Raw genomic sequence first — 20,998 nt, 5'->3', positions numbered from 1 at the left:
AAGCGCATTCTGTTTAGTGCGTACCCCAGCAATTTGTGTTGCTTACGCACTCGTTAGCTCCCGTCCTGCGCTGGTGCGCAGCAATCAGCCGCAAGCCGCTGCGGTTAGGTCTCCCCTTGGTGGCAGGTTTTCGGGTATATTATGCCGTTTTTATCCGCGCACCAGTTCAGCGGCATAAGCCGGTGCTTTCGGATACGTCCATTTTGCCGATCACAGGAAGCACCACACCATGATGCGTACCCATTATTGCGGCCAGTTGAATGAAACGCTGGCGGATCAGGAAATCACTCTTTGCGGCTGGGTTCACCGCCGACGCGACCACGGCGGAGTGATCTTTCTTGATATACGCGATCGTGAGGGTCTGGCGCAGGTGGTCTTTGATCCTGACCGCAAAGACACTTTTGCGATGGCTGATAGTGTGCGCAGCGAGTACGTGGTGCGGATCCGCGGCAAGGTGCGCGCCCGTCCTGCAGGTGCGGTGAATCCGAACATGGCATCGGGTGCCATTGAAGTGCTGGGCTATGAGCTGGAAGTACTCAATCAGGCAGAAACGCCGCCGTTTCCGTTGAATGAGTATTCCGACGTCGGTGAGGAAACGCGCCTGCGTTATCGTTTTATCGATCTGCGCCGCCCAGAGATGGCGGCCAAGCTGAAGTTGCGCTCGCAGATCACCAGCAGCGTGCGCCGTTACCTTGATGAAAACGGCTTCCTTGATGTGGAAACCCCGATTCTGACCCGCGCAACCCCTGAAGGTGCGCGTGATTATCTGGTGCCCAGTCGCACCCATCCCGGCCATTTCTTTGCACTGCCACAGTCGCCGCAGTTATTTAAACAGCTGTTGATGGTGTCTGGGTTCGATCGTTATTACCAGATCGCCAAGTGCTTCCGCGATGAAGATTTGCGCGCTGACCGTCAGCCTGAATTTACGCAGATCGATATCGAAACCAGCTTCCTCGATGAGGCTGACATCATGGGCTTGACCGAAGGCATGATTCGCCAACTGTTCAAGCAGGTGCTGGATGTGGATCTCGGCGAGTTCCCGCACATGACCTATGAAGAGGCCATGCGTCGCTACGGTTCGGATAAGCCGGATCTGCGCAACCCGATGGAGCTGGTTGATGTGGCGGATCAGTTGGCTGGCGTCGAGTTCAAGGTGTTCAGTGGTCCTGCCAACGATCCAAAAGGTCGTGTTGCCGCGTTGCGGGTGCCGGGTGGCGCGAGCATGCCGCGTAAGCAGATCGACGATTACACTAAGTTTGTTGGTATCTACGGCGCTAAGGGTCTGGCTTATATCAAGGTCAACGAGCGTGCCAAAGGGCTGGAAGGCCTGCAGTCGCCGATCGTTAAGTTCATCCCGGAAGATAATCTTGAAGTGATTCTGGATCGCGTCGGTGCGGTTGATGGCGATCTGGTGTTCTTCGGTGCGGACAAGGCCAAGATCGTCTCTGAGGCGCTCGGTGCGTTGCGCATCAAGCTGGGCCACGACCTGGACCTGCTGACATCCACCTGGGCACCCATGTGGGTTGTGGACTTCCCCATGTTTGAAGAGAGCGATGACGGCTCCCTGTCCGCTCTGCATCACCCCTTTACTGCGCCCAAGTGTTCACCTGAAGAGCTGCAGGCTGCTCCGGCAACCGCGCTGTCACGTGCTTACGACATGGTGCTCAACGGCACTGAGTTGGGTGGTGGTTCTATCCGTATTCACCGCAAGGAAATGCAGCAGGCGGTATTTAATATTCTTGGCATCAGCCCGGAAGAGCAGCAAGAGAAGTTTGGCTTCCTGCTGGATGCGCTTAAGTTTGGTGCGCCGCCACACGGTGGCCTTGCCTTTGGTCTGGACCGTTTGGTGATGCTGGTGACGGGGGCTCAGTCGATTCGCGAAGTCATCGCCTTCCCGAAAACCCAGAGCGCTGCCTGCGTTATGACCCAGGCGCCGGGCTTGGTGGATAGCAAGGCGCTGCGTGAGTTGAATATTCGCCTGCGTGAGCAAACCAAGGTCGAGTAAGGCGTTACCGGCTGCCCCGTGCCAGCGGGGCAGGCAATCTATTCAGGTTTTCGGAGTTCAGTGCTATGGCCGGTCATTCCAAATGGGCCAATATCAAGCACCGTAAGGCAGCGCAAGATGCCAAGCGGGGCAAGATTTTCACTAAGTTGATCCGTGAGCTGACAGTCTCAGCGAAGATCGGCGGCGGCAATCCGGCGGATAACCCGCGTTTGCGCACGGCGGTCGACAAAGCGCTGGGCGCGAATATGACCCGCGATACAGTCGACCGCGCCATCGCGCGTGGTGCCGGCAGTAATGATGCCGACAACATGGAAGAGCTGACTTACGAGGGTTATGGTGCTGGCGGCGTAGCGATTCTGATTGAGGCTATGACGGATAACCGCAATCGCACTGTGGGCGAGGTGCGCCATGCATTCAGCAAGTGCGGCGGTAACCTGGGTACTGATGGTTCGGTGGCTTACCTATTCACCCGTCGTGGTCAGATCAGCTTTGCGCCTGGCGTGGATGAAGATGCTCTGATGGACGCGGCGTTGGAGGCGGGGGCTGAAGACGTGGTCGCTAATGATGATGGCTCCTTCGATGTTTTCAGCCGCTTTGAAGAGTTCGGTGCGGTGCGCGACGGTCTGGAATCTGCCGGTTTCGTTGGCGAGTCGGCCGATCTGGTGATGATCCCTAGTACGCTGGCAGAGCTGGATCTGGATACGGCAGAGAAGGTCGTCCGTCTGGTTGATATGCTGGAAGACCTCGATGATGTGCAAAACGTCTATTCGAATGCCGATATCAGCGACGAAATCATTGAGCAGCTGGGGTGATCCTGGCGTAAACTCTGTTCGGAGGGAGGCTATAGCCTCCCTTTTTTATAGCGATTTCATAGCATTATCAGGAAAGGGCGGCGGCGCAATGGCACTGATTCTGGGGATTGACCCCGGCTCGCGGATTACGGGTTTCGGTATCGTGCGGCACCAGGCTGGGCGTTGCGAATATGTTACCTCCGGATGTATCCGTCTGGGTGACGGCCCTTTCCCTGAGCGGTTGCAAAAAATCTTTCAGCATCTTTCCGAACTGATCACCCAGTACCAGCCGACCGTCGTCAGCATCGAGCAAGTGTTTATGGCTCGCAATCCAGACTCTGCCCTTAAGCTCGGTCAGGCGCGTGGCGCAGCTATTGTCGCTGCTGTGAATGCTGGGCTGGCGGTGAATGAGTACAGCGCGCGACAGGTGAAGCAGTCGGTTGTCGGCACCGGCGCGGCAGACAAGAAGCAGGTACAGCATATGGTCACGCAATTGCTTGGCTTGGCCGGAACGCCGCAGGCTGACGCCGCCGATGCATTGGCTATTGCACTGTGTCATGCGCATCTCAGTGGCGTGCAACAACAATTGGGCAATGCTGCGCTGGCGATGCGATCGGGTCGCGTGCGTCGGCGTTGAACATATCTTGAACAGAGTCAGGGAGTAGCTGAGTGATAGGGCGTTTGACTGGAATATTGCTAGAGAAGCAGCCGCCACACATCGTGCTGGATGTGCAGGGTGTGGGCTATGAGTTGGACGCGCCCATGAGCACCATCTATCAGTTGCCGGCGCTGGGGGAGCGAGTGACCTTGCATACCCACATGGTCGTGCGTGAAGACGCGCAGCTGCTCTATGCCTTTGCTGACAAACGCGGGCGTGAGCTTTTTCGCGAGTTGATTCGCCTGAACGGAGTCGGTCCTAAATTGGCGCTGGCGTTGATGTCGGGTATGGAAGTTGATGAGCTGGTGATGGCAGTGCAGCATCAGGACGTCAGTGCGTTCGTGCGCATTCCCGGCGTTGGCAAGAAAACGGCAGAGCGCTTGTTGATTGAGTTGCGTGACCGGTTCAAAGCTTGGGAATCCACTCCCGGTGGCGTGTCCTTAGCCGTTGCTGGTCTCGCTGCAGCACCTGTGGCTAAACCTAGTACTGATGCGGTTAGTGCCTTGATTTCTCTGGGCTACAAGCCGCAAGAAGCGAGTAGGGCGGTGTCTGCTGTAGACGAAGAAGGGCTTTCCAGCGAGGAGTTGATTCGCCGCGCACTCAAGGGCATGGTGTAACCAGCCCGTAGGTCATATCACCATGGATACAGCATGCTTGAAGAAGATCGTTTGATCGCTGCTGCCCCGCGGCAGCAAGAGGATGTAATAGATCGGGCGATTCGTCCGTACAAACTGGCCGAATATATCGGTCAGCCGGTTGTGCGTGAGCAGATGGAATTATTCATCAAGGCTGCTAAAGGCCGCGGCGAAGCGCTGGATCACGTGCTCATTTTCGGCCCTCCGGGTCTAGGTAAAACCACGCTGGCCAACATCATTGCGCAGGAAATGGGTGCGCAAATAAAAAGTACCTCCGGTCCTGTGCTCGAACGTGCGGGAGACTTGGCCGCGCTCCTGACCAATCTGGAAGCGGGTGATGTTCTTTTTATTGATGAGATTCATCGTTTGTCCCCGGTGGTTGAAGAGATCCTTTATCCCGCGATGGAGGACTACCAGCTCGATATCATGATCGGCGATGGTCCAGCTGCTCGTTCAATCAAGTTGGAGCTACCACCCTTCACATTGGTGGGTGCGACTACTCGGGCGGGGATGCTCACTAATCCGTTGCGTGACCGCTTTGGCATTGTTCAGCGTTTGGAGTTTTATGGCGTAGACGATCTGGCTATCATCGTCGGCCGCTCAGCCGGCATTCTCGGGCTTCAGTTGGAACCAGCGGGTGCCCGCGAGATTGCGCGTCGGTCCCGTGGTACGCCGCGAATCGCTAATCGACTGTTACGACGGGTGCGCGATTTTGCCGAAGTACGCAGCCAAGGCGCTATTACGCGTGAGGTTGCGGATCAGGCATTGAATTTGTTGGATGTCGATGAGCAGGGCTTCGACCATATGGATCGACGGTTGCTACTGACCATGATCGACAAGTTTGATGGTGGCCCGGTAGGTATCGATAATCTGGCGGCGGCCATTAGTGAAGAGCGGCACACCATTGAAGATGTCCTGGAGCCCTATCTCATCCAGCAGGGATTCATCATGCGCACACCACGTGGTCGGGTGGTTACGCGCCATGCTTACCTGCATTTTGGTCTGAATTTGCCCAGCCGAATGATGCCTCAGGCCGCTGATCTGTTCGATGATCCCGCCGTGCCGGATTCGCCCTGAAAAATATTTTGAATTTAACGAGGTTGCCCACTATGCAAAACGTCAAGTTGGCACTACATTATGCGCGTTGAACGTCCAGGGCCGCCATTCGAGCTGAGAGCCCGCGTCTACTTTGAAGATACCGATGCCGGTGGCATCGTCTACTACGTCAATTATCTGAAGTTTATGGAGCGTGCGCGAACAGAGCTGGTTCGCACTCTCGGGTTTGATCAAAGTGCTTTGCAAAGAGAAAATGTCATCTTTGTTGTGCACTCTGTGACGGCACGTTACCACGCGCCCGCTCGGCTGGATGATGAACTTGTCGTCTCTGCAGCTGTCTTGGAAACCAAGCGTGCAAGTATTCGCTTCCGTCAGCAGGTCAAGCGCGCGGATGGCGAATTGCTGTGTGAGGGGGAGGTTCTGGTTGCTTGTGTCAGTGCTGACCGTTACCGCCCCAGAGCTATACCCGAGGTTATGCGCAGTGCTTTTGAGCGCTGGGCAGTGGCAGATAACGATGAAGGGACCCTATGAGTAAGCGAGGAGTGGTGAAGCGTGCAAGCTGATCAAATGTCTATGTGGCACCTGGTTTCAGGCGCCAGTGTGCTGGTACAACTAGTGATGCTGACGCTGCTGACCGCGTCTATTGTGTCATGGGTGATGATTTTTCAGCGCAGCAGCTTCATGCGTTCGGCCAAGAATTCGTTGGATGACTTCGAAGATCGTTTTTGGTCTGGAGTCGATTTGTCGCAGCTTTATCGGCAGGTAACCGGTTCGCCGGACGAAGATTCAGGCCTGGAACAGATATTCCGCGCCGGCTTTAAAGAATTCTCTCGTATGCGTCAGCAGTCCGGCGTCGATCCAGATGCGATTATGGATGCGGTGCAGCGTTCCATGCGTGTGGCCATTTCCCGTGAGGAAGAGAAGCTGGAACAACACTTGTCGTTCCTGGCTACGGTCGGCTCGACCAGCCCTTACGTGGGTTTGTTTGGCACCGTGTGGGGTATTATGAACTCGTTCCGCGGGCTCGCCACTGTGCAGCAGGCGACCCTGGCGACAGTTGCGCCGGGTATTGCCGAAGCGCTGATCGCTACGGCCATCGGTCTATTTGCCGCCATACCCGCAGTGGTCGCTTATAACCGCTTCTCCGCACGTTCGGAAATGTTGATTGGCCGCTATTACACGTTTGGCGAAGAGTTCTCCAGCATTCTCCATCGTCGCGTTCATTCTCGCGATGAGTAAGGCAGACTAGTTATGACGATGCACATGCAGCGCAGGCGCCAGAAGCGCAAACCGGTCGCCGAGATGAACGTCGTGCCTTATATCGACGTCATGCTGGTGTTGCTGGTGATTTTCATGGTGACTGCGCCCATGCTGAATCAAGGCGTGAAAGTGGATTTGCCTCAGGTCTCCAGCGAAGTGTTGCCCTCAGACAGTAATCAGCAGGTACTGACGATGTCTGTGCTGGCCGATGGCACCTATTATTGGAATTTGGGTGATTCGGTTGATACCGAAAACCAGACCGATAGCGCGGTTTCGCTTGAAGCCATGACTGATGGTGTTACCAAGATCATGCGCGCCAAGCCGGACACCTTGGTGTACATTCGCGGCGATAAAGCGGCGAATTATGGTGTGATCATGATGGCAATGGGCGCTCTGCAGCAAGCGGGCGTTCCTAATGTCGGCTTGATAACCGAGGCGCCGTGAATACGCCTGAAAATCGCCGGCGGGTAGATACGTCCGGGCGCTATTCCTCGCCATTGCTTAAAGCATTTGCGGTGCATCTTGCTGTTGCGATTTTGCTGTTTGCTTCGTTTAGTACTGCGCCCAGCTTTGAGCCGGCCAGGCCGATTGTGCAAGCGACCTTGGTGCAATTGGACTCTATGAGCCCTGCGACCACGCAGACCGATCAGAAGATAGCCGGCGAAGCGCAGCGCACCGCAGCGAAGCGCCACGAAGCGGAAGAGTTGGAACGTAAGAAGCAGCAAGAGCAGCAGCAAGAGAACAGGCAAGCAGCTGCGGCTGCGGCAGCTGATGCGAAAAAGGCCGAAGAGCAAAAAGCTGAAGTCGCAGCGGCCAGCGATGCGGCGGCTAAGGCTGATGCTGCAGCCAAGGCAAAAGCCGAGGCCGAGGCGAAAGCCGAAGCGCAGCGAAAGGCAGCTGAAGTAGCAGCGGCGAAAAAGCGCGAAGAGGCGGAAACAGCCGCTGATGCAGAAGCTGCCAAGAAACGCGCTGAAGCAGAAGCCGCTCGCAAGAAGGCTGAAGAAGAGGCCAAGCGTAAAGCGCAAGCTGAGGCTGATGCCAAGAAAAAGGCGGCTGAAGCGGCTGAAGCTAAGAAACGTGCTGAAGCTGATTCCGCCCGTAAGGCGCAGGAAGACGCTAAAGCCAAGGCTTTGGCAGAGGCGCTTGCTGACGATGCGCAGTATCAGCAAGCGCAGGCTGATCGGCCTGGCGAGCAGGTTGCCGCCAGTTATGATGACGTCATCCGTCGTTATGTGAGTGAGCAGTGGCGTCGTCCGCCAACCGCACGCAACGGCATGGTGGTTGAGGTTCAACTGAGTATGTTGCCGACGGGGCAAATTACGGATGTGGTGGTCACTCGTTCCAGTGGCGACCCCGGGTTTGATCAATCGGCGGTTCAGGCTGTGCGAAATGTCGGCCGAATCCCGGAAATGCAAACGCTTTCACGCGACAATCCCGCAGCATTTGACCGTCTTTATAGACAGCGTCTGCTGCGCTTCAAACCAGAGGATCTGGCATTCTGATGAAAAGATTTACGCAAGCATTGATCGCAGTGATTGCACTGTGTGCCGCACAAATGACGCTGGCGCAAGAAGCCATCGAGATTACTAAAGGTACCGACAAGGCCACCCCGATTGCCGTAGTGCCTTTTGGTTGGCAGGGCAGTACCCCATTACCTGAAGACCTGGCGCAGATCAGCGCCAATGACCTGCGTAACAGCGGTATGTTCGCCCCTATGGAGCGCAGCAATATGCTGAGCTACCCGGTACGCGGCGAAGAAATCAATGCGCGTGACTGGAAGATGATTGGCGTTGATTATGTGGTAGTCGGCCAAGTTAGCAATCAGGCCGGTACCGACCGTTATGAATTGAACTACAGTCTTTACAGTATTGTGCGCGAGCAGGTATTGCTGTCGAAAACCGTCAGTGGCACCAAAGCGCAGCTGCGCGACATGGCGCATCATCTAAGTGATGAGGTGTTTGAAGAAATCACCGGCATTAAAGGCGCTTACAATACCAAGTTGTTGTACGTGGCCGCCGAGCGCTTTTCCAAGGATAATACGCGTTATACGCTGCAGCGGTCTGACTATGACGGCGCTCGGCTATCAACCTTGCTGCAGTCGCGCGAACCTATTCTGAGCCCGTCCTATGCACCCGATGGGCAGCGCATTGCGTACGTTTCTTTCGAGTCGGGTCGTCCGGAAATCTACGTGCACTATATTCAGACAGGCCGCCGTGAGCGCATTACCAGCTACGAAGGTTTGAACGGCGCTCCCGCCTGGTCGCCGGATGGCAACCGGCTGGCCTTTGTGCTGTCGCGTGATGGCAACCCGGAGATTTACGTGATGGATTTGGGCAGCAAGCAATTGCGCCGCGTGACCAATCACTTCTCGATCGATACCGAGCCGAGCTGGATGGATGACAACACCATCGCCTTTACGTCGGATCGTGGCGGTAAGCCGCAAATCTACAAACAGAATATTAATGGTGGCTCCACCGAGCGCCTAACTTTTGTTGGCAACTATAATGCCAATGCAAAACTTTCCGTTGATGGTCGTACCATGGTTATGGTGCACCGTCAGGAAGGTTACCGTAATTTTCAGATTGCTACTCAAGACCTCAAACGGGGCAATCTGAGGGTTTTAACAGAAACATCTTTAGATGAGTCACCTACTGTCTCACCGAACGGCGTTATGTTAATTTATGCTACCCGTCAACAGGGACGGGGCGTACTCATGCTGGTATCGACAAATGGTCGCGCACGCTCGGAGATTCCGACGCAGTTCAGCGACCTGCGTGTACCATCATGGTCCCCATACCTGCCATAGGGCGCACCAACACTAAACCATATGGGGTTAATAGGAGTTTCATGATGGAAGTTATCAAGTTCGGTAAAATGGCTGCTTTGGTTGTAGCGTTCGGCGTCGTTGTAGGTTGTTCGTCCAAAGGTGGCGATGCTTCCGGCACTGGCGCAGTTGATCCTAACGCCGGTTACGGCGCAGGCACTTCTGGCGCAGGTATGGATAATGGCATGAGCAGCGAAGAAGCTTCTCTGCGTGCCGTTACTACTTTCTACTTTGAATACGACAGCTCTGAGCTGAAGCAAGAAGCTATGCGCTCTCTTGACGTTCACGCCAAAGATCTGAAGTCTGCTGGCAACCGTGTTGTTCTGGAAGGCCACACTGACGAACGCGGTACTCGTGAGTACAACATGGCTCTGGGCGAGCGTCGTGCTGCTGCCGTTCAGCGCTACCTGGTACTGCAAGGCGTTTCTCCTGGCCAACTGGAACTGGTTTCCTACGGCGAAGAGAAGCCTTCAGTTATGGGTTCCGGTGAAGAAAGCATGGCTCAGAACCGTCGCGTAGAGCTGCGCAAGTAATAGAAGAGGTCTTATGAAAGGTTTCAGAGGAGTTGTTTTTGCCTGTTTGCTGGCGCCCATTGGAGCGGTGGCACAGGTGCCGGTGTCGGAAGGTGGTTCGGGTAACTCCGGCACCAACTACCCGGGCTCCTCTGCAGCCCCTCAGACCACGACTGGCCTTTCTGGTGAAGGCCAGTTGTACCAACAGATGTATCAGCTTCAGCAGGAAGTCACTCTGCTGAGAGGTCTGCTTGAAGAGCAGGGCTATAAGCTGAAACAGATGGAGCGCGATCAGCTGGAACGCTACGAGGATGTTGATCGTCGGTTGTCCAGTCAAAGTGCCTCGGCTTCATCAGCTAGTGGTTCAGTAGGTGCTGCGCTACCGGAAGATGATGCTGCGTCGCCTGCATCAGGCGATAGTACTACCGGCGCTGCGCCAGCAGATCCTGAGCGCGAAAAGCTGTTGTATGACGCGTCCTTTGATTTGGTTAAGGCGCGCGATTTTGACAAGGCTGCACAGGCCTTTACCGTTTTCCTTCGCCGTTACCCCGACAGTCAATACGCAGGCAATGCGCAATACTGGCTGGGTGAGGTGTACCTGGTTCAATCCGATCTAGAATCCGCTGGCAAATCTTTTGCCCAAGTTATCAGCCGTTACCCCAATCATCGCAAGGAATCTGATGCGATATATAAATTGGGCGAGGTTGAGCGTCGCTTGGGGCATAACGACAAAGCCCGCGATCTTTTTCAGCAAGTCGTCAGCAAATATCCAGATTCATCTGCCGCGCAACTAGCCGGTCGTGAGCTCAATACGCTGAACTGATCTTCGTTTTTGTATTATCTGCCGATACGCAGGGTGGGCTAATCTCACCCATATGCGACGCTTTCACGCATCCTGCCGCTCACTGCTTTATCCTACCCTACGGAACATTTTAGATGCCTAGTGCGCAAAAACCTGGCAAAGCCGTCGTCTTACTCTCCGGTGGTTTGGATTCAGCGACTGTGCTGGCTTTGGCGCAGGCGCAGGGTTATCAGTGTTACACCATGAGTTTTGATTACGGTCAGCGACACCGTGCCGAGCTCAGTGCTGCCAAGGCGCTGGCGCAATCTGCTGGTGTGCTTGAGCACAAGGTGATTGGGCTCGATCTGGATGGCATGGGCGGCTCGGCGCTTACAGATCATCAGATGGCGATGCCCGAAGAGCGCCAGCTAGGCATCCCGACAACCTATGTGCCGGCCCGCAATACTGTATTTCTCGCGCTTGCGCTCGGCTGGGCCGAAGTGCTGGATGCGCGGGATATCTTCATTGGCGTCAACGCTGTGGATTACTCGGGCTATCCTGACTGTCGGCCCGAATTCATTCGTATGTTTGAACAGTTGGCAAACCTGGCGACCCGCGCCGGGGTTGAGGGGCAGGGCTTTCGCGTCCAGGCACCACTGCAACATTTGAGCAAGGCTGAAATAGTGCAGCTGGGCATCCGCCATGGAGTGGACTATCGCCAGACGGTCTCCTGCTATCAAGCCACAGAGCTGGGTTTTGCTTGCGGGCGTTGTGATAGCTGCCGTCTACGCGCTGAAGGCTTTGCTGCTGCAGGCGTTACTGATCCCACACGTTATAGCTAAAGATTGTGCATCTAACTTAAAAAGTCTTGAGTTTTACAGATAAATCAGTAATATAGCGCGCCTCCAAACGGGTCGTTAGCTCAGTTGGTAGAGCAGTTGGCTTTTAACCAATTGGTCGTAGGTTCGAATCCTACACGACCCACCATTTTGGACTTCCCCGCTTTTTCTGTCGGCGCAGTAAATAATCCATTTCTTCCTCAGATCAGTCACTCGGCATTTTCTTTGCTGATTGCCTCTGTTGTGCGTGACTATTCAGTTCTCTTAGCTCCTTCAGTTCAAGTCCCTCGAGTGCTTTTGGTGCTAACGCGTCGTGATATGATGGCGGCCTATTATTGTTCTCCGGACGGATGAGAATATGTCACAGATTTCTGAACGCCTGCTAGTGCAGGCACATCTGGATGCTAAGGCTCCAGCACCGCTGAGTGACGCGGAAAAAGCCGACTATAAGGCCCGTATTGCTGCTTCTCTGAAGGCACACAACGCGGTGATGGTGGCGCATTATTACACTGACCCGTTGCTGCAGGAGTTGGCTGAAGAAACCGGCGGTTGCGTGTCAGACTCACTCGAGATGGCGCGCTTTGGGCGAGACCATCCAGCGAGCACCTTGTTGGTTGCAGGTGTGCGCTTTATGGGAGAGACCGCCAAGATCCTCAGCCCGGAAAAGCGTGTATTGATGCCAACACTCGAAGCAACCTGCTCGTTGGATATAGGCTGCCCAATTGAGGAATTTTCAGCCTATTGTGATCTACATCCAGACCGCACCGTTGTGGTCTACGCGAACACCTCTGCGGCGGTCAAGGCGCGGGCGGACTGGGTGGTGACTTCCAGCTGTGCGCTGCCCATCGTTGAGCATCTGATGGACAAGGGTGAGAAGATTCTTTGGGCGCCGGATCAGCATCTAGGTAATTACATTCAGCGTGAAACCGGTGCTGATATGTTGCTATGGGAAGGTTCTTGCATCGTGCATGAAGAGTTCAAGGCCAAGGCGCTTGAGGATCTACGCAAGGTTTATCCTGACGCCGCGATACTGGTGCACCCCGAGTCGCCGTTGGCGGTAGTGGAGTTAGCCGATGTAGTTGGCTCTACCAGTCAGCTAATCAAGGCGACGCAGGAGCTGCCGAACCCTACGTTCATTGTTGCCACTGATCGCGGCATTTTCTACAAGATGCAGCAAGCTTCGCCAGATAAGCTATTGATTGAAGCGCCTACGGCCGGTAATGGCGCAGCCTGCCGCAGTTGCGCGCATTGCCCCTGGATGGCTATGAATACGCTGCCACGCGTACTGCAGAGTCTTGAGCACGGTACCGATGAGATTTTGGTTGATCCGCAGTTGATCCCCCGGGCGGTCAAGCCGCTGGACCGAATGCTCGACTTCACTCGGCTCGCCAATATGACGGTTAAGGGCAACGCTTAAAACTGACCGGCGCGCGGGGAAAGTCCCGCGCGCCGGTCTGCGTTTGCACGAGCAACAACTTAAAAATCAAAGCGATTCAATTTGTTTACGCCGCCGGGAAAGCTCTTCCTGGCGCTCGCGTATGCGTGAGCTGGTAACGAAATTGCCGTTTGCCCGCTTCAGCGCTAGATCAAGCTGCTCGCCGGCTTGCTCGGTGTCGCCGGTCAACATGAAATACTCGGCACGAGCCAGGTGCACGCCAAGAATATTGCCGGCCAAACCGCGTATTTCTGCCGCCAGATACCACACATCAGGGTCGTCGCTGCGCTGTCCGGCCAGTCGGTTAATGGCTTTGGCTGCTTCCGCGTAATCTTGCTGCTTGAGCAGCAAATCCGCTTCGGTAAATTGCAGCGGGAAGTTGCCGGGGTAGTTTTGCATTAACTCGCGCGTCCGCGAGAGTGCGGCGGCAAGACGGCCGCGATTGCTGTCGATCTCGACTTGAGCTAAGGCTACCGTAAGATTGTGTGGTTCCTTCTGCAGCAGTGGCGCGAGAGTTTCTTCAGCTGTCGAGTGTTGGCCGCCCCGGGTTAGTGCCAGAGCAAGGCCGTAACGGGCAGCGTCATGATTGCCATCGTGTTCATCCAACAGCACGCGAAAGCGCTTCGCAGATAGGCCAGGGCTGCTTTCGTAATGAATTTGCACCCGCGCTCGCATCATTTGATATTCAACCGTGTCGTCTTCGCCACCCGACGGCAGTTGGGCGGCGCGATTGCGCGTGTCGGCCATCCGCGATTGGCTGACCGGGTGGGTCAGCAGAAATTCCGGCGGGTTGGAATCAAAGCGACTGAGCTGGGCCAAGCGCTCAAACATATTGGGCATGGCTAGTGGGTTGTAACCTGCCGCAACCAGGTTGGTTAGGCCAATACGGTCAGCTTCTTGCTCGTTCTGTCGCGAGAAACGACGTTGTTCCTGAATGGCTGCTGCCTGAGTCGAGGCCAGCGCCGCGAAGCCGGCATCACCGCCACCCGCTGCCGCCAGCACAATACTGGCTAGCATCGCTGCCATGAAAGGCATCTGCATGTTTTGTTGTTGCTCTAGGCCGCGAGCAAAATGGCGTTGCGACAAGTGAGCCAATTCGTGCGCCATGACGGAAGCAAACTCGCCTTCGGTCTGGGCATGTAAAAACAGCCCGGCGTTCACGCCAACAACGCCGCCCGGTGCCGCGAAGGCGTTCAGTTCGGGGCTATCAATCATTACGAAAGCGAGCCTGCGATCGGATAATTGGCTTGTTTCAGCCAAGGCGTAAACGCGGTTCTCGACAAAGCTCTTGAGTTGCGGGTCTTCCAGAGTGGGTACAGCGCCACGCAGCATGGTCAGCCAGGTGCGGCCCATCTGGTATTCCTGCTCGCGCGACATTATCGACGAGCTGGTGTCCCCCAGTGTGGGCAGGTTGTAACCATCATCGGCCTGAGAGGACGATGCGGTCATCACCAGAGAGGCGCCCAGCACAGCAGCTGACAGCCAGCGCAGCGCGGGTATTTTTATCGTTGTCATATTTTGCTTCATACCCATGAGTACAAGGTTGTCTGTCGGCGTGCTGACAAGGCTATACTGTCGCCCATTCGTTCTGGAGTGTATGCATGGTCTCTGAGCCACAAAACCTGCCCGTTGATTGTTATCTCGATGCGCGAGGTCTGAGCTGCCCTTTGCCGCTACTTAAGGCCAAGCAAGCGCTCAACAGCATACTATCAGGACAAACTCTTCATGTGGTGGCTACCGACGCCGGTTCGCAGCGTGATTTTCAGCGCTTCGCCGAGCTTGCCGGTCACCGGCTGTTGGGCTCTAGCGAGTTGGACGGCGAATTCCATTATTGGTTGCGTAAAGCAGATTAATCATCATGTTAAAAGTGTTTCAAGGTTGGGTTCAGCGCTACTTTTCTGATGAAGAAGCAGTGGTGCTGGCGGTAGTACTTGCGTTGGGTTTTGCCATTGTTATTACCTTTGGCGGCAAACTAGCGCCGTTATTGACTGGTGTGGTGCTGGCTTATCTTTTACAAGGCTTGGTGACGCGCCTGCAACGCTGGCATTTGCCGCATTGGATGGCCGTCTGGCTGGTATTTTTAGTGTTTCTTGGCGCTCTAGCGGCGTTGCTGGGCGTCGTGCTTCCGCTCGTCTGGCGGCAGATGCTGAATCTGTTCAATGAAGCGCCGCGGATGCTTGGCAAGTGGCAGGATCAGCTTATGCATTTGCCTGAGCTCTATCCCTCGATCGTGTCGGAGACCCAGATTGAGCGCCTGATTGCCTCGGTTAATGGTGAGGTGGGCCAGTTCGGGCAGTGGGTTTTGTCGCAGTCGCTGTCGAGCTTGCCTTTCATTATTACTATGTTGGTGTATTTGGTGCTGGTGCCGATCCTGGTGTTTTTCTTCCTCAAAGACAGCCAGCAGCTGACTGGCTGGCTGGTAAGCCATCTGCCACGTGAGCGCCGCCTAATGAAGCGGGTGTGGCTTGAAATGAATGAACAGATTGGTAATTACATTCGTGGCAAGGCAGTTGAGATTCTGATCGTTGGCGCGGTGACCTACATCTGCTTTGCGATTCTGGGCGTTAACTACGCCGCATTGCTGGCGGTCATGGTGGGGCTGTCGGTACTGGTGCCCTACATAGGGGCCACGGTGGCGACTATCCCTGTAGCCATGATCGGGATGTTTCAGTGGGGGCTCAGCAACGAGTTTATGGTGCTGATGGTGGTGTACGGGGTTATTCAGATGCTTGATGGCAACGTGCTGGTACCCGTTTTGTTTTCCGAGGCGGTTAACCTGCATCCGATTGCAATCATTGCTGCAGTGCTGATTTTTGGTGGCCTGTGGGGCTTCTGGGGCGTGTTCTTTGCCATTCCGCTGGCGACCCTGTTCAAAGCAGTGCTCTATGCCTGGCCGCGAGGGCTTGAAGCGGCCAGTGAGCCAGCGGTTGAGCCCACAGTTACGCCGCAGTACTAAGCGGTGGCGTAACCGCGCTGAACGTCATTCCAGCGCTTGGGTCGCTGCTAATACTTCGGCTACATGCCCAGGCACTTTCACCTTGCGCCATTCTTTTCGCAGCACGCCATTGGCGTCGATCAAGAAGGTGCTGCGCTCAATACCCTCATATTCCTTGCCGTAGAGTTTTTTCAGCTTGATCACATCAAACAGCTTACACAGCTGTTCGTCAGGATCGCTAATTAGCTCGAACGGGAATTCATGCTTGGCTTTGAAGTTGCTGTGGGTGCGCAAGCTATCGCGGGACACGCCGTAAATCACTGTGTGCGCCTCGCCAAAAGCAGCAAACTGATCGCGAAAATCTTGCCCTTCGGTGGTGCAGCCCGGCGTATTGTCTTTGGGGTAGAAGTAAATCACGGCTTTTTTGCCCGCCAGACTATCGGGGCTCACAGTCTGGTCGCCGGTAGCGTTAGCGGTGAAAGCGGGTAGGGGCTGATTCTGTTCAACGTGCATACTTTACCTCATGAGTTTCAGTGCCAGGTTCAGTGCAGTGGACGCCAAGGTTCGATCACGGCATCGAGGTTGAGTTCATCACAGAAATCCAGGAACTGCTCGCGTAGCCAGCTGAGCTGAGTGCGCGCCGGAATGGCAATAGTCAACGTTAGGTTGAGCATCGGGGTGCCGGTATGTTGTGCGAGATAAGTGAAACTTTGCAGATCTTCGATGTCAATACTGAGCTGCTGGAAAAAGGTACAAAGTTCGCCGACCAGTTCAGGGCGTTGTGCGGCCGTGACGAAAACGTTGTAGGGCAGCGCCTGTGGGCGTTCTTCAAGACTCTGGCTACGACTCATTGAAAGCACAAAGTGTTCGCGCTTGGCCAGCGGTGGAAGCAGCGTCTCCAACCTGGCCAGGGCGTCCCAGTTGCCACCGACCTGCAGTAGCAATACAGCGCAGGTGCCGTGGCGGCTCATACGGCTATTGACGATCATGCAGCGCTGCTCGGTGCACAGGCGCGTGAGCAGACTGGCAAGCGACGTGGTTTCCTGGCTCATGACATTGATGACCAGATACTGATCACGCTGGCTCGGGGTACTGGACATGGTGATCCTCAAAAAGGGGGCGGCGGGCGCCGGTTGGCACACGAAAGCTCAGCAGCTATTGTCACAGCCTGATCAAAGTGGTTCAACTGCCAGTTTTCAGGGCCTAACATAGGCTATTTGGGTGTGACCGTCCCTTGTGCTAGCTGCATGGCGAAAGTACCATTGTCGTTTAATGTTTCAAGTGGAGCAGTTGCATGATTTCAGGCAGCCTGGTGGCGCTGGTAACACCCATGGATTCCCGCGGAGGCCTGGATTGGCAGGCACTTGAGCGCCTGATCGATTTTCATCTTGAGAATGGCACCGATGGCATTGTGGCCGTTGGCACCTCGGGTGAGTCAGCCACGCTGGATATGGCGGAGCACAAAGAAGCCATTCGTCGCGTAGTGCAGCAGGTTGCGGGCCGCATTCCGGTCATCGCTGGTACCGGCGCGAACTCAACGCGTGAAGCGGTTGAGTTGACCGAGGCTGCTCGCAGTGTTGGCGCCGACGCGGCATTGCTGGTAACGCCTTACTATAATAAGCCGACCCAGGAAGGCTTATACCTGCATCACAAGTACATCGCCGAAACGGTAGCTATCCCACAGATTCTTTATAACGTCCCCGGGCGTACGGCGTGCGACATGCTGCCTGAGACTGTTGAACGCCTGGCCGATATCAGCAATATCATCGGCATTAAAGAAGCTACTGGCGATTTGCAACGCGCAGCTGAAGTGATTGAACGCGTTGGTGACCGCTTGGCGGTGTATTCTGGCGACGACGCAACGGCTGCGGAGTTAATACTGCTAGGTGGCAAAGGCAACATCTCGGTGACCGCCAACGTGGCTCCGCGGGCAATGCACGAACTCTGCGCGGCAGCACTGCGCGGTGATCACGATGCCGCACGCAGCATGAATGAAGCACTTATGCCGCTGCACAAAACACTGTTTATTGAGTCCAATCCCATTCCGGTGAAGTGGGCGCTGTTAGAAATGGGGTTGATCGCTGACGGCATTCGTTTGCCGCTGACGCCCCTGAGTCCACGTTGTCACGATACGGTTCACGAAGCCCTGCGTCAGTGCGGGTTGCTTTGATCAAACCGGAAACCTGTTTACCAAGGAAACGTTTATGAAGCCTGTGCTTAGCGCACTGACTCTGGGTGTACTGGCCAGCCTCAGCGGCTGTGGTTATATGATTGGCGATGAAGGCTATTTCCGTGATCGCGGCAGTGACTATCAGGATGCGCGTGTTGAATCGCGCATGACCGTACCCAGCGACCTGCAAAGCAAGCCAATTGGCGATCTGCTGCCGGTTCCAGGGCAGCTCACGGCAGGTCCGGTTTCCGAAGATGGGTTTGAAACACCACGTCCGCAGCCTCTGCTGGCCAGTGCTGACACCTCCGCCTTCTCAATGCAACAAGATGGCAGCCGTCGCTGGTTGCTCGCGCAAATGCCCGCATCAGAAGTATGGCCGCTATTGGAGCGCTTCTGGTCTGACTACCAGGTGCCGCTGGCCCAGAGTGATCGCGCGCTCAGCCAGTTCGCTACCGAATGGGTCGACTTCACTAAAAGTGCCAATAACCCTCTAGTCCGTCGCGTCATGCCCACGTTGGAAGAGGGGCGTCGGGTTGATGATGAGGAACAGCGCTTTCGTGTGCGCTTGGAGCCCGGTGTAAACGCCGGCTCCAGCGAAGTGAAGGTATTGCATCAGAGCCGTGATATCGGTGACGACGACAGCGAGTGGCCAAGCCGGTCCGACATCTCCGGTTTTGAGCGCGGCTTGCTGGCTGAGCTAGAAACCTATCTCAACCAGAGTATCGCCAACCAGAATGGCGGACAGGTCTCGAGCCTTGCCAATATCGGGCCGACGCAGACCTCACTTGATCAGGATGGCGCAGGCAACACAGTGCTGACCCTGAGCACTGACTTTAACCGTGCTTGGGTAGAGGTGGGTGACTCGCTGGCCCGTGGTGATGTGTTGGTCACCGACTTTAACCGCAGTTCGGGCGTCTATTATGTTGATCTTGACCAGACTCGCAGCGACAAAGAAGAGCCTGGTTTCTTCTCCGGCTGGTTCGGCGGAGACGATGACGAAGACGAGAAAGTGGCGGATGAAAACCAGATCCAGGTGCGTCTGACGCCGATATCCAACCGAGTTGAAGTGACGGTAGAGGCAGGCATCGACAAGGCCGCTGATAGCACCATAGCGCATGACTTGCTCGAGAAAATTCAGAGCAACTTGAACGAAGGACCTGACGGCGATGCGCTACTGCTCCCTCGGCAGCGGTAGTAAAGGCAATGGCACGCTGATCGAGCAGGGCGCGACTCGGCTGCTAGTGGATTGCGGATTCAGTCTGCGCTCCACCGAGCAGCGGTTGCGTCATGCCGGCATAAGTGGCGAGCAGCTGACGGCGGTGCTGGTTACCCATGAGCATTCCGATCATATTCAAGGGGTAGCCAAGCTGGCGCGTAAGTTTGACCTGCCGGTCTACCTGACCCCCGGTACCGGTTATGCGTTGCGGCAGGAATTGCTGGATTTTCGCTGGATCGACCTGCACAGCCGCGTGGTTATAAGCGAGCTGGAGGTCAGCCCAGTAGCGGTACCACACGATGCTCGTGAACCTTGCCAATTCATATTTGATAACGGTCAACAGCGCCTTGGTGTACTGACCGATACTGGCAGTATTACGCCTTGGATTGTTGAACAGTACGCCAAGCTGGATGCGCTTTTTCTAGAGGCCAACTACGATCCGCGCATGCTCGCTATGGGGCCTTATCCGAGTTTTCTTAAGGCGCGGGTGGGCGGCGAATTGGGTCATTTGAGCAACCATCAGGCGGCTAGTCTGCTGGGCATGATCGACCTGGAACAGCTGCAGCACATCGCCATAGCGCACATCAGCGAAAAGAACAATCGGCCAGAGCTGGCGCGTAGCGCATTTGCAGATGTGTTAGCGAATTGGTCTGGCGAACTACTGCTGGCAGAACAGAATCAAGGCCTGCCTTGGCAGACTATTTCGGGATTATCCCACCACCATTGCGCACTCAGCGGGAGCCGATAATGGAAAAACGTACTGAGCTTTATCGCGGCAAGGCCAAATCGGTTTACACCACAGATGATCCGGATCGGCTGATACTGCTGTTTCGCAACGACACCTCCGCGTTTGATGGTAAGAAGATCGAACAGCTGGACCGCAAAGGCATGGTTAATAACCGTTTTAACGCCTTCATCATGCAAAAGCTGCAAGACTCCGGCATCCCTACCCAGTTTGATAGCCTGGTGTCCGACACCGAGTGTCTGGTTAAGAAACTCGACATGATTCCGGTCGAGTGTGTAGTGCGCAACTACGCCGCAGGTAGCTTGGTAAAGCGCCTCGGTGTGGAAGAGGGCATGGCACTAACGCCGCCGACCTTCGAGTTATTTCTGAAAGATGACGCCAAAGGCGACCCTTTCATCAACGCGTCACACGTGGTGACTTTCGGCTGGACGACTGCCGAGCACCTCTCGCGTATGCAAGAGCTGACGCTGCAGGTGAACGATGTGCTCAAGAAGCTATTTGACGCCGCAGGCCTCATGCTGGTGGATTTCAAACTGGAATTCGGCCTGTTCAAGGGTGAGATAGTACTGGGCGATGAATTCAGCCCAGACGGCTGCCGTTTGTGGGACAAAGAAACCGGCAAGAAAATGGATAAAGACCGTTTCCGTCAGGGTCTTGGCGGCGTTATCGAAGCCTACGAAGAAGTCGCCAAGCGTCTGGGCGTAGAACTTCCCTGAACGCGCGAGCAGCTTCCGCAAAACAAGCGAAAGCTGCTACCATGCGCGCCGACTTGGAGAGTTGCCGGAGTGGTCGAACGGGACGGATTCGAAATCCGTTGAACTGGCAACAGTTCCCAGGGTTCGAATCCCTGACTCTCCGCCAATAAAGCAAAAAGCCCAGCCTAGCTGGGCTTTTTGCTTTATCAGTAGGGCTCTCGGTGAGAACCCTCGTTCGACCGAGCCTGCGCAGCAGGTGAAGAAACGCCAGAGCGCAGCGACGGCGGCCCTCGCAGAGGGTGAGGCGCGCAGCGCCGAATAATCCCTGACGAAGGTCCAGCCTGCACGGATTTAAGTCGCCCGCTGTACTTTGTGCTTTATCAGGCGAGCCCTCGTGAACACCTGTTTCCGGCTCATGCGCACTTAATGCAAACGAAAATA

Annotated in this window: 23 protein-coding genes and 2 tRNA genes; 22 read left to right on the top strand and 3 right to left on the bottom strand. The window is 55.4% G+C overall.

Annotated features, from left to right (window positions below; all coding sequences use genetic code 11):
- Window positions 1-229 precede the first annotated feature (229 nt).
- The 15 genes from aspS (at window position 230) to nadA (ending at window position 12,778) form a co-directional block, all read left to right on the top strand.
- The gene (gene aspS / locus AC1XYH_RS11360) at window positions 230-2,005 is read left to right on the top strand and encodes an aspartate--tRNA ligase (protein ID WP_483323293.1); all 1,776 of its coding nucleotides are present in this window, start codon (window positions 230-232) and stop codon (window positions 2,003-2,005) included.
- A gap of 65 nt (window positions 2,006-2,070) precedes the next feature.
- Window positions 2,071-2,817, top strand: coding sequence for a YebC/PmpR family DNA-binding transcriptional regulator (locus AC1XYH_RS11355; protein WP_483323292.1), 747 nt, complete (start codon window positions 2,071-2,073; stop codon window positions 2,815-2,817).
- Window positions 2,818-2,905: 88 nt separating this feature from the next.
- On the top strand, window positions 2,906-3,433 hold the full coding sequence (ruvC, locus tag AC1XYH_RS11350) for a crossover junction endodeoxyribonuclease RuvC (protein ID WP_483323291.1): 528 nt from the start codon (window positions 2,906-2,908) through the stop codon (window positions 3,431-3,433).
- Window positions 3,434-3,465: 32 nt separating this feature from the next.
- Complete coding sequence (gene ruvA / locus AC1XYH_RS11345) at window positions 3,466-4,071, top strand: Holliday junction branch migration protein RuvA (RefSeq protein WP_483323290.1); 606 nt, start codon at window positions 3,466-3,468, stop codon at window positions 4,069-4,071.
- Window positions 4,072-4,104: 33 nt separating this feature from the next.
- The gene (ruvB, locus tag AC1XYH_RS11340; RefSeq protein WP_483323289.1) at window positions 4,105-5,166 is read left to right on the top strand and encodes a Holliday junction branch migration DNA helicase RuvB; all 1,062 of its coding nucleotides are present in this window, start codon (window positions 4,105-4,107) and stop codon (window positions 5,164-5,166) included.
- A gap of 60 nt (window positions 5,167-5,226) precedes the next feature.
- Window positions 5,227-5,676: a tol-pal system-associated acyl-CoA thioesterase gene (gene ybgC / locus AC1XYH_RS11335; protein ID WP_483323288.1), complete on the top strand. Its 450-nt coding sequence runs from the start codon at window positions 5,227-5,229 to the stop codon at window positions 5,674-5,676.
- 36 nt (window positions 5,677-5,712) lie between these two features.
- Window positions 5,713-6,384 (top strand): protein TolQ, encoded by a 672-nt coding sequence (gene tolQ / locus AC1XYH_RS11330; protein WP_483326364.1) that lies wholly within the window; start codon window positions 5,713-5,715, stop codon window positions 6,382-6,384.
- Window positions 6,385-6,408: 24 nt separating this feature from the next.
- On the top strand, window positions 6,409-6,849 hold the full coding sequence (tolR, locus tag AC1XYH_RS11325; RefSeq protein WP_483326363.1) for a protein TolR: 441 nt from the start codon (window positions 6,409-6,411) through the stop codon (window positions 6,847-6,849).
- Window positions 6,846-7,907: a cell envelope integrity protein TolA gene (gene tolA / locus AC1XYH_RS11320; protein WP_483323287.1), complete on the top strand. Its 1,062-nt coding sequence runs from the start codon at window positions 6,846-6,848 to the stop codon at window positions 7,905-7,907. Before tolR ends, tolA begins: the two co-directional genes overlap by 4 nt.
- Window positions 7,907-9,211, top strand: coding sequence for a Tol-Pal system beta propeller repeat protein TolB (gene tolB, locus AC1XYH_RS11315; protein ID WP_483323286.1), 1,305 nt, complete (start codon window positions 7,907-7,909; stop codon window positions 9,209-9,211). Before tolA ends, tolB begins: the two co-directional genes overlap by 1 nt.
- Window positions 9,212-9,255: 44 nt before the next feature.
- Entirely contained in the window at window positions 9,256-9,762 is a 507-nt protein-coding gene (gene pal / locus AC1XYH_RS11310) for a peptidoglycan-associated lipoprotein Pal (RefSeq protein WP_483326362.1), read from the top strand.
- A gap of 13 nt (window positions 9,763-9,775) precedes the next feature.
- A complete protein-coding gene (gene ybgF, locus AC1XYH_RS11305) occupies window positions 9,776-10,564 on the top strand; it encodes a tol-pal system protein YbgF (RefSeq protein WP_483323285.1) in 789 nt (262 codons plus the stop codon).
- 113 nt (window positions 10,565-10,677) lie between these two features.
- Window positions 10,678-11,364, top strand: a complete 687-nt coding sequence (gene queC / locus AC1XYH_RS11300; RefSeq protein WP_483323284.1) for a 7-cyano-7-deazaguanine synthase QueC — start codon at window positions 10,678-10,680, stop codon at window positions 11,362-11,364.
- Window positions 11,365-11,433: 69 nt separating this feature from the next.
- Window positions 11,434-11,509, top strand: a tRNA-Lys gene (locus AC1XYH_RS11295).
- 210 nt (window positions 11,510-11,719) lie between these two features.
- Window positions 11,720-12,778 (top strand): quinolinate synthase NadA, encoded by a 1,059-nt coding sequence (gene nadA, locus AC1XYH_RS11290; protein ID WP_483323283.1) that lies wholly within the window; start codon window positions 11,720-11,722, stop codon window positions 12,776-12,778.
- A gap of 66 nt (window positions 12,779-12,844) precedes the next feature.
- On the opposite strand, the gene AC1XYH_RS11285 is transcribed toward nadA, so the two are convergent.
- Window positions 12,845-14,245 carry a M48 family metalloprotease gene (locus AC1XYH_RS11285; protein ID WP_483326361.1) on the bottom strand — a complete coding sequence of 467 codons (1,401 nt, stop codon included), beginning with the start codon at window positions 14,243-14,245 and terminating at the stop codon, window positions 12,845-12,847.
- A 152-nt stretch (window positions 14,246-14,397) separates the two neighbouring features.
- On the opposite strand from AC1XYH_RS11285, the gene AC1XYH_RS11280 reads away from it, so the two are divergent.
- Entirely contained in the window at window positions 14,398-14,649 is a 252-nt protein-coding gene (locus AC1XYH_RS11280; RefSeq protein ID WP_483323282.1) for a sulfurtransferase TusA family protein, read from the top strand.
- Window positions 14,650-14,654: 5 nt separating this feature from the next.
- Window positions 14,655-15,752, top strand: coding sequence for an AI-2E family transporter (locus tag AC1XYH_RS11275; protein WP_483323281.1), 1,098 nt, complete (start codon window positions 14,655-14,657; stop codon window positions 15,750-15,752).
- A 24-nt stretch (window positions 15,753-15,776) separates the two neighbouring features.
- Here AC1XYH_RS11275 and AC1XYH_RS11270 read toward each other — a convergent pair whose 3' ends face one another.
- Together AC1XYH_RS11270 and AC1XYH_RS11265 are read right to left on the bottom strand one after the other, a co-directional pair.
- Window positions 15,777-16,244: a peroxiredoxin gene (locus AC1XYH_RS11270; RefSeq protein ID WP_483323280.1), complete on the bottom strand. Its 468-nt coding sequence runs from the start codon at window positions 16,242-16,244 to the stop codon at window positions 15,777-15,779.
- Window positions 16,245-16,273: 29 nt separating this feature from the next.
- Window positions 16,274-16,831, bottom strand: coding sequence for a glycine cleavage system transcriptional repressor (locus AC1XYH_RS11265; RefSeq protein ID WP_483323279.1), 558 nt, complete (start codon window positions 16,829-16,831; stop codon window positions 16,274-16,276).
- 194 nt (window positions 16,832-17,025) lie between these two features.
- On the opposite strand from AC1XYH_RS11265, the gene dapA reads away from it, so the two are divergent.
- From dapA to AC1XYH_RS11240, 5 genes are all read left to right on the top strand, one after another.
- The gene (gene dapA / locus AC1XYH_RS11260) at window positions 17,026-17,901 is read left to right on the top strand and encodes a 4-hydroxy-tetrahydrodipicolinate synthase (protein WP_483323278.1); all 876 of its coding nucleotides are present in this window, start codon (window positions 17,026-17,028) and stop codon (window positions 17,899-17,901) included.
- Window positions 17,902-17,935: 34 nt separating this feature from the next.
- Window positions 17,936-19,096 (top strand): outer membrane protein assembly factor BamC, encoded by a 1,161-nt coding sequence (gene bamC, locus AC1XYH_RS11255; RefSeq protein ID WP_483323277.1) that lies wholly within the window; start codon window positions 17,936-17,938, stop codon window positions 19,094-19,096.
- A complete protein-coding gene (locus AC1XYH_RS11250; RefSeq protein WP_483323276.1) occupies window positions 19,068-19,865 on the top strand; it encodes an MBL fold metallo-hydrolase in 798 nt (265 codons plus the stop codon). The genes bamC and AC1XYH_RS11250 overlap by 29 nt, the downstream gene beginning before the upstream one ends.
- Entirely contained in the window at window positions 19,865-20,578 is a 714-nt protein-coding gene (gene purC / locus AC1XYH_RS11245) for a phosphoribosylaminoimidazolesuccinocarboxamide synthase (RefSeq protein WP_483323275.1), read from the top strand. Before AC1XYH_RS11250 ends, purC begins: the two co-directional genes overlap by 1 nt.
- 55 nt (window positions 20,579-20,633) lie before the next feature.
- Window positions 20,634-20,723, top strand: a tRNA-Ser gene (locus AC1XYH_RS11240).
- The last annotated feature ends 275 nt before the right edge of the window (window positions 20,724-20,998 follow it).

The organism is Pseudomonas sp. GW-45 (assembly GCF_056896675.1).
Note: the sequence above shows the minus strand (reverse complement) of the source record. Positions and strands in the feature narration are given on the sequence as shown.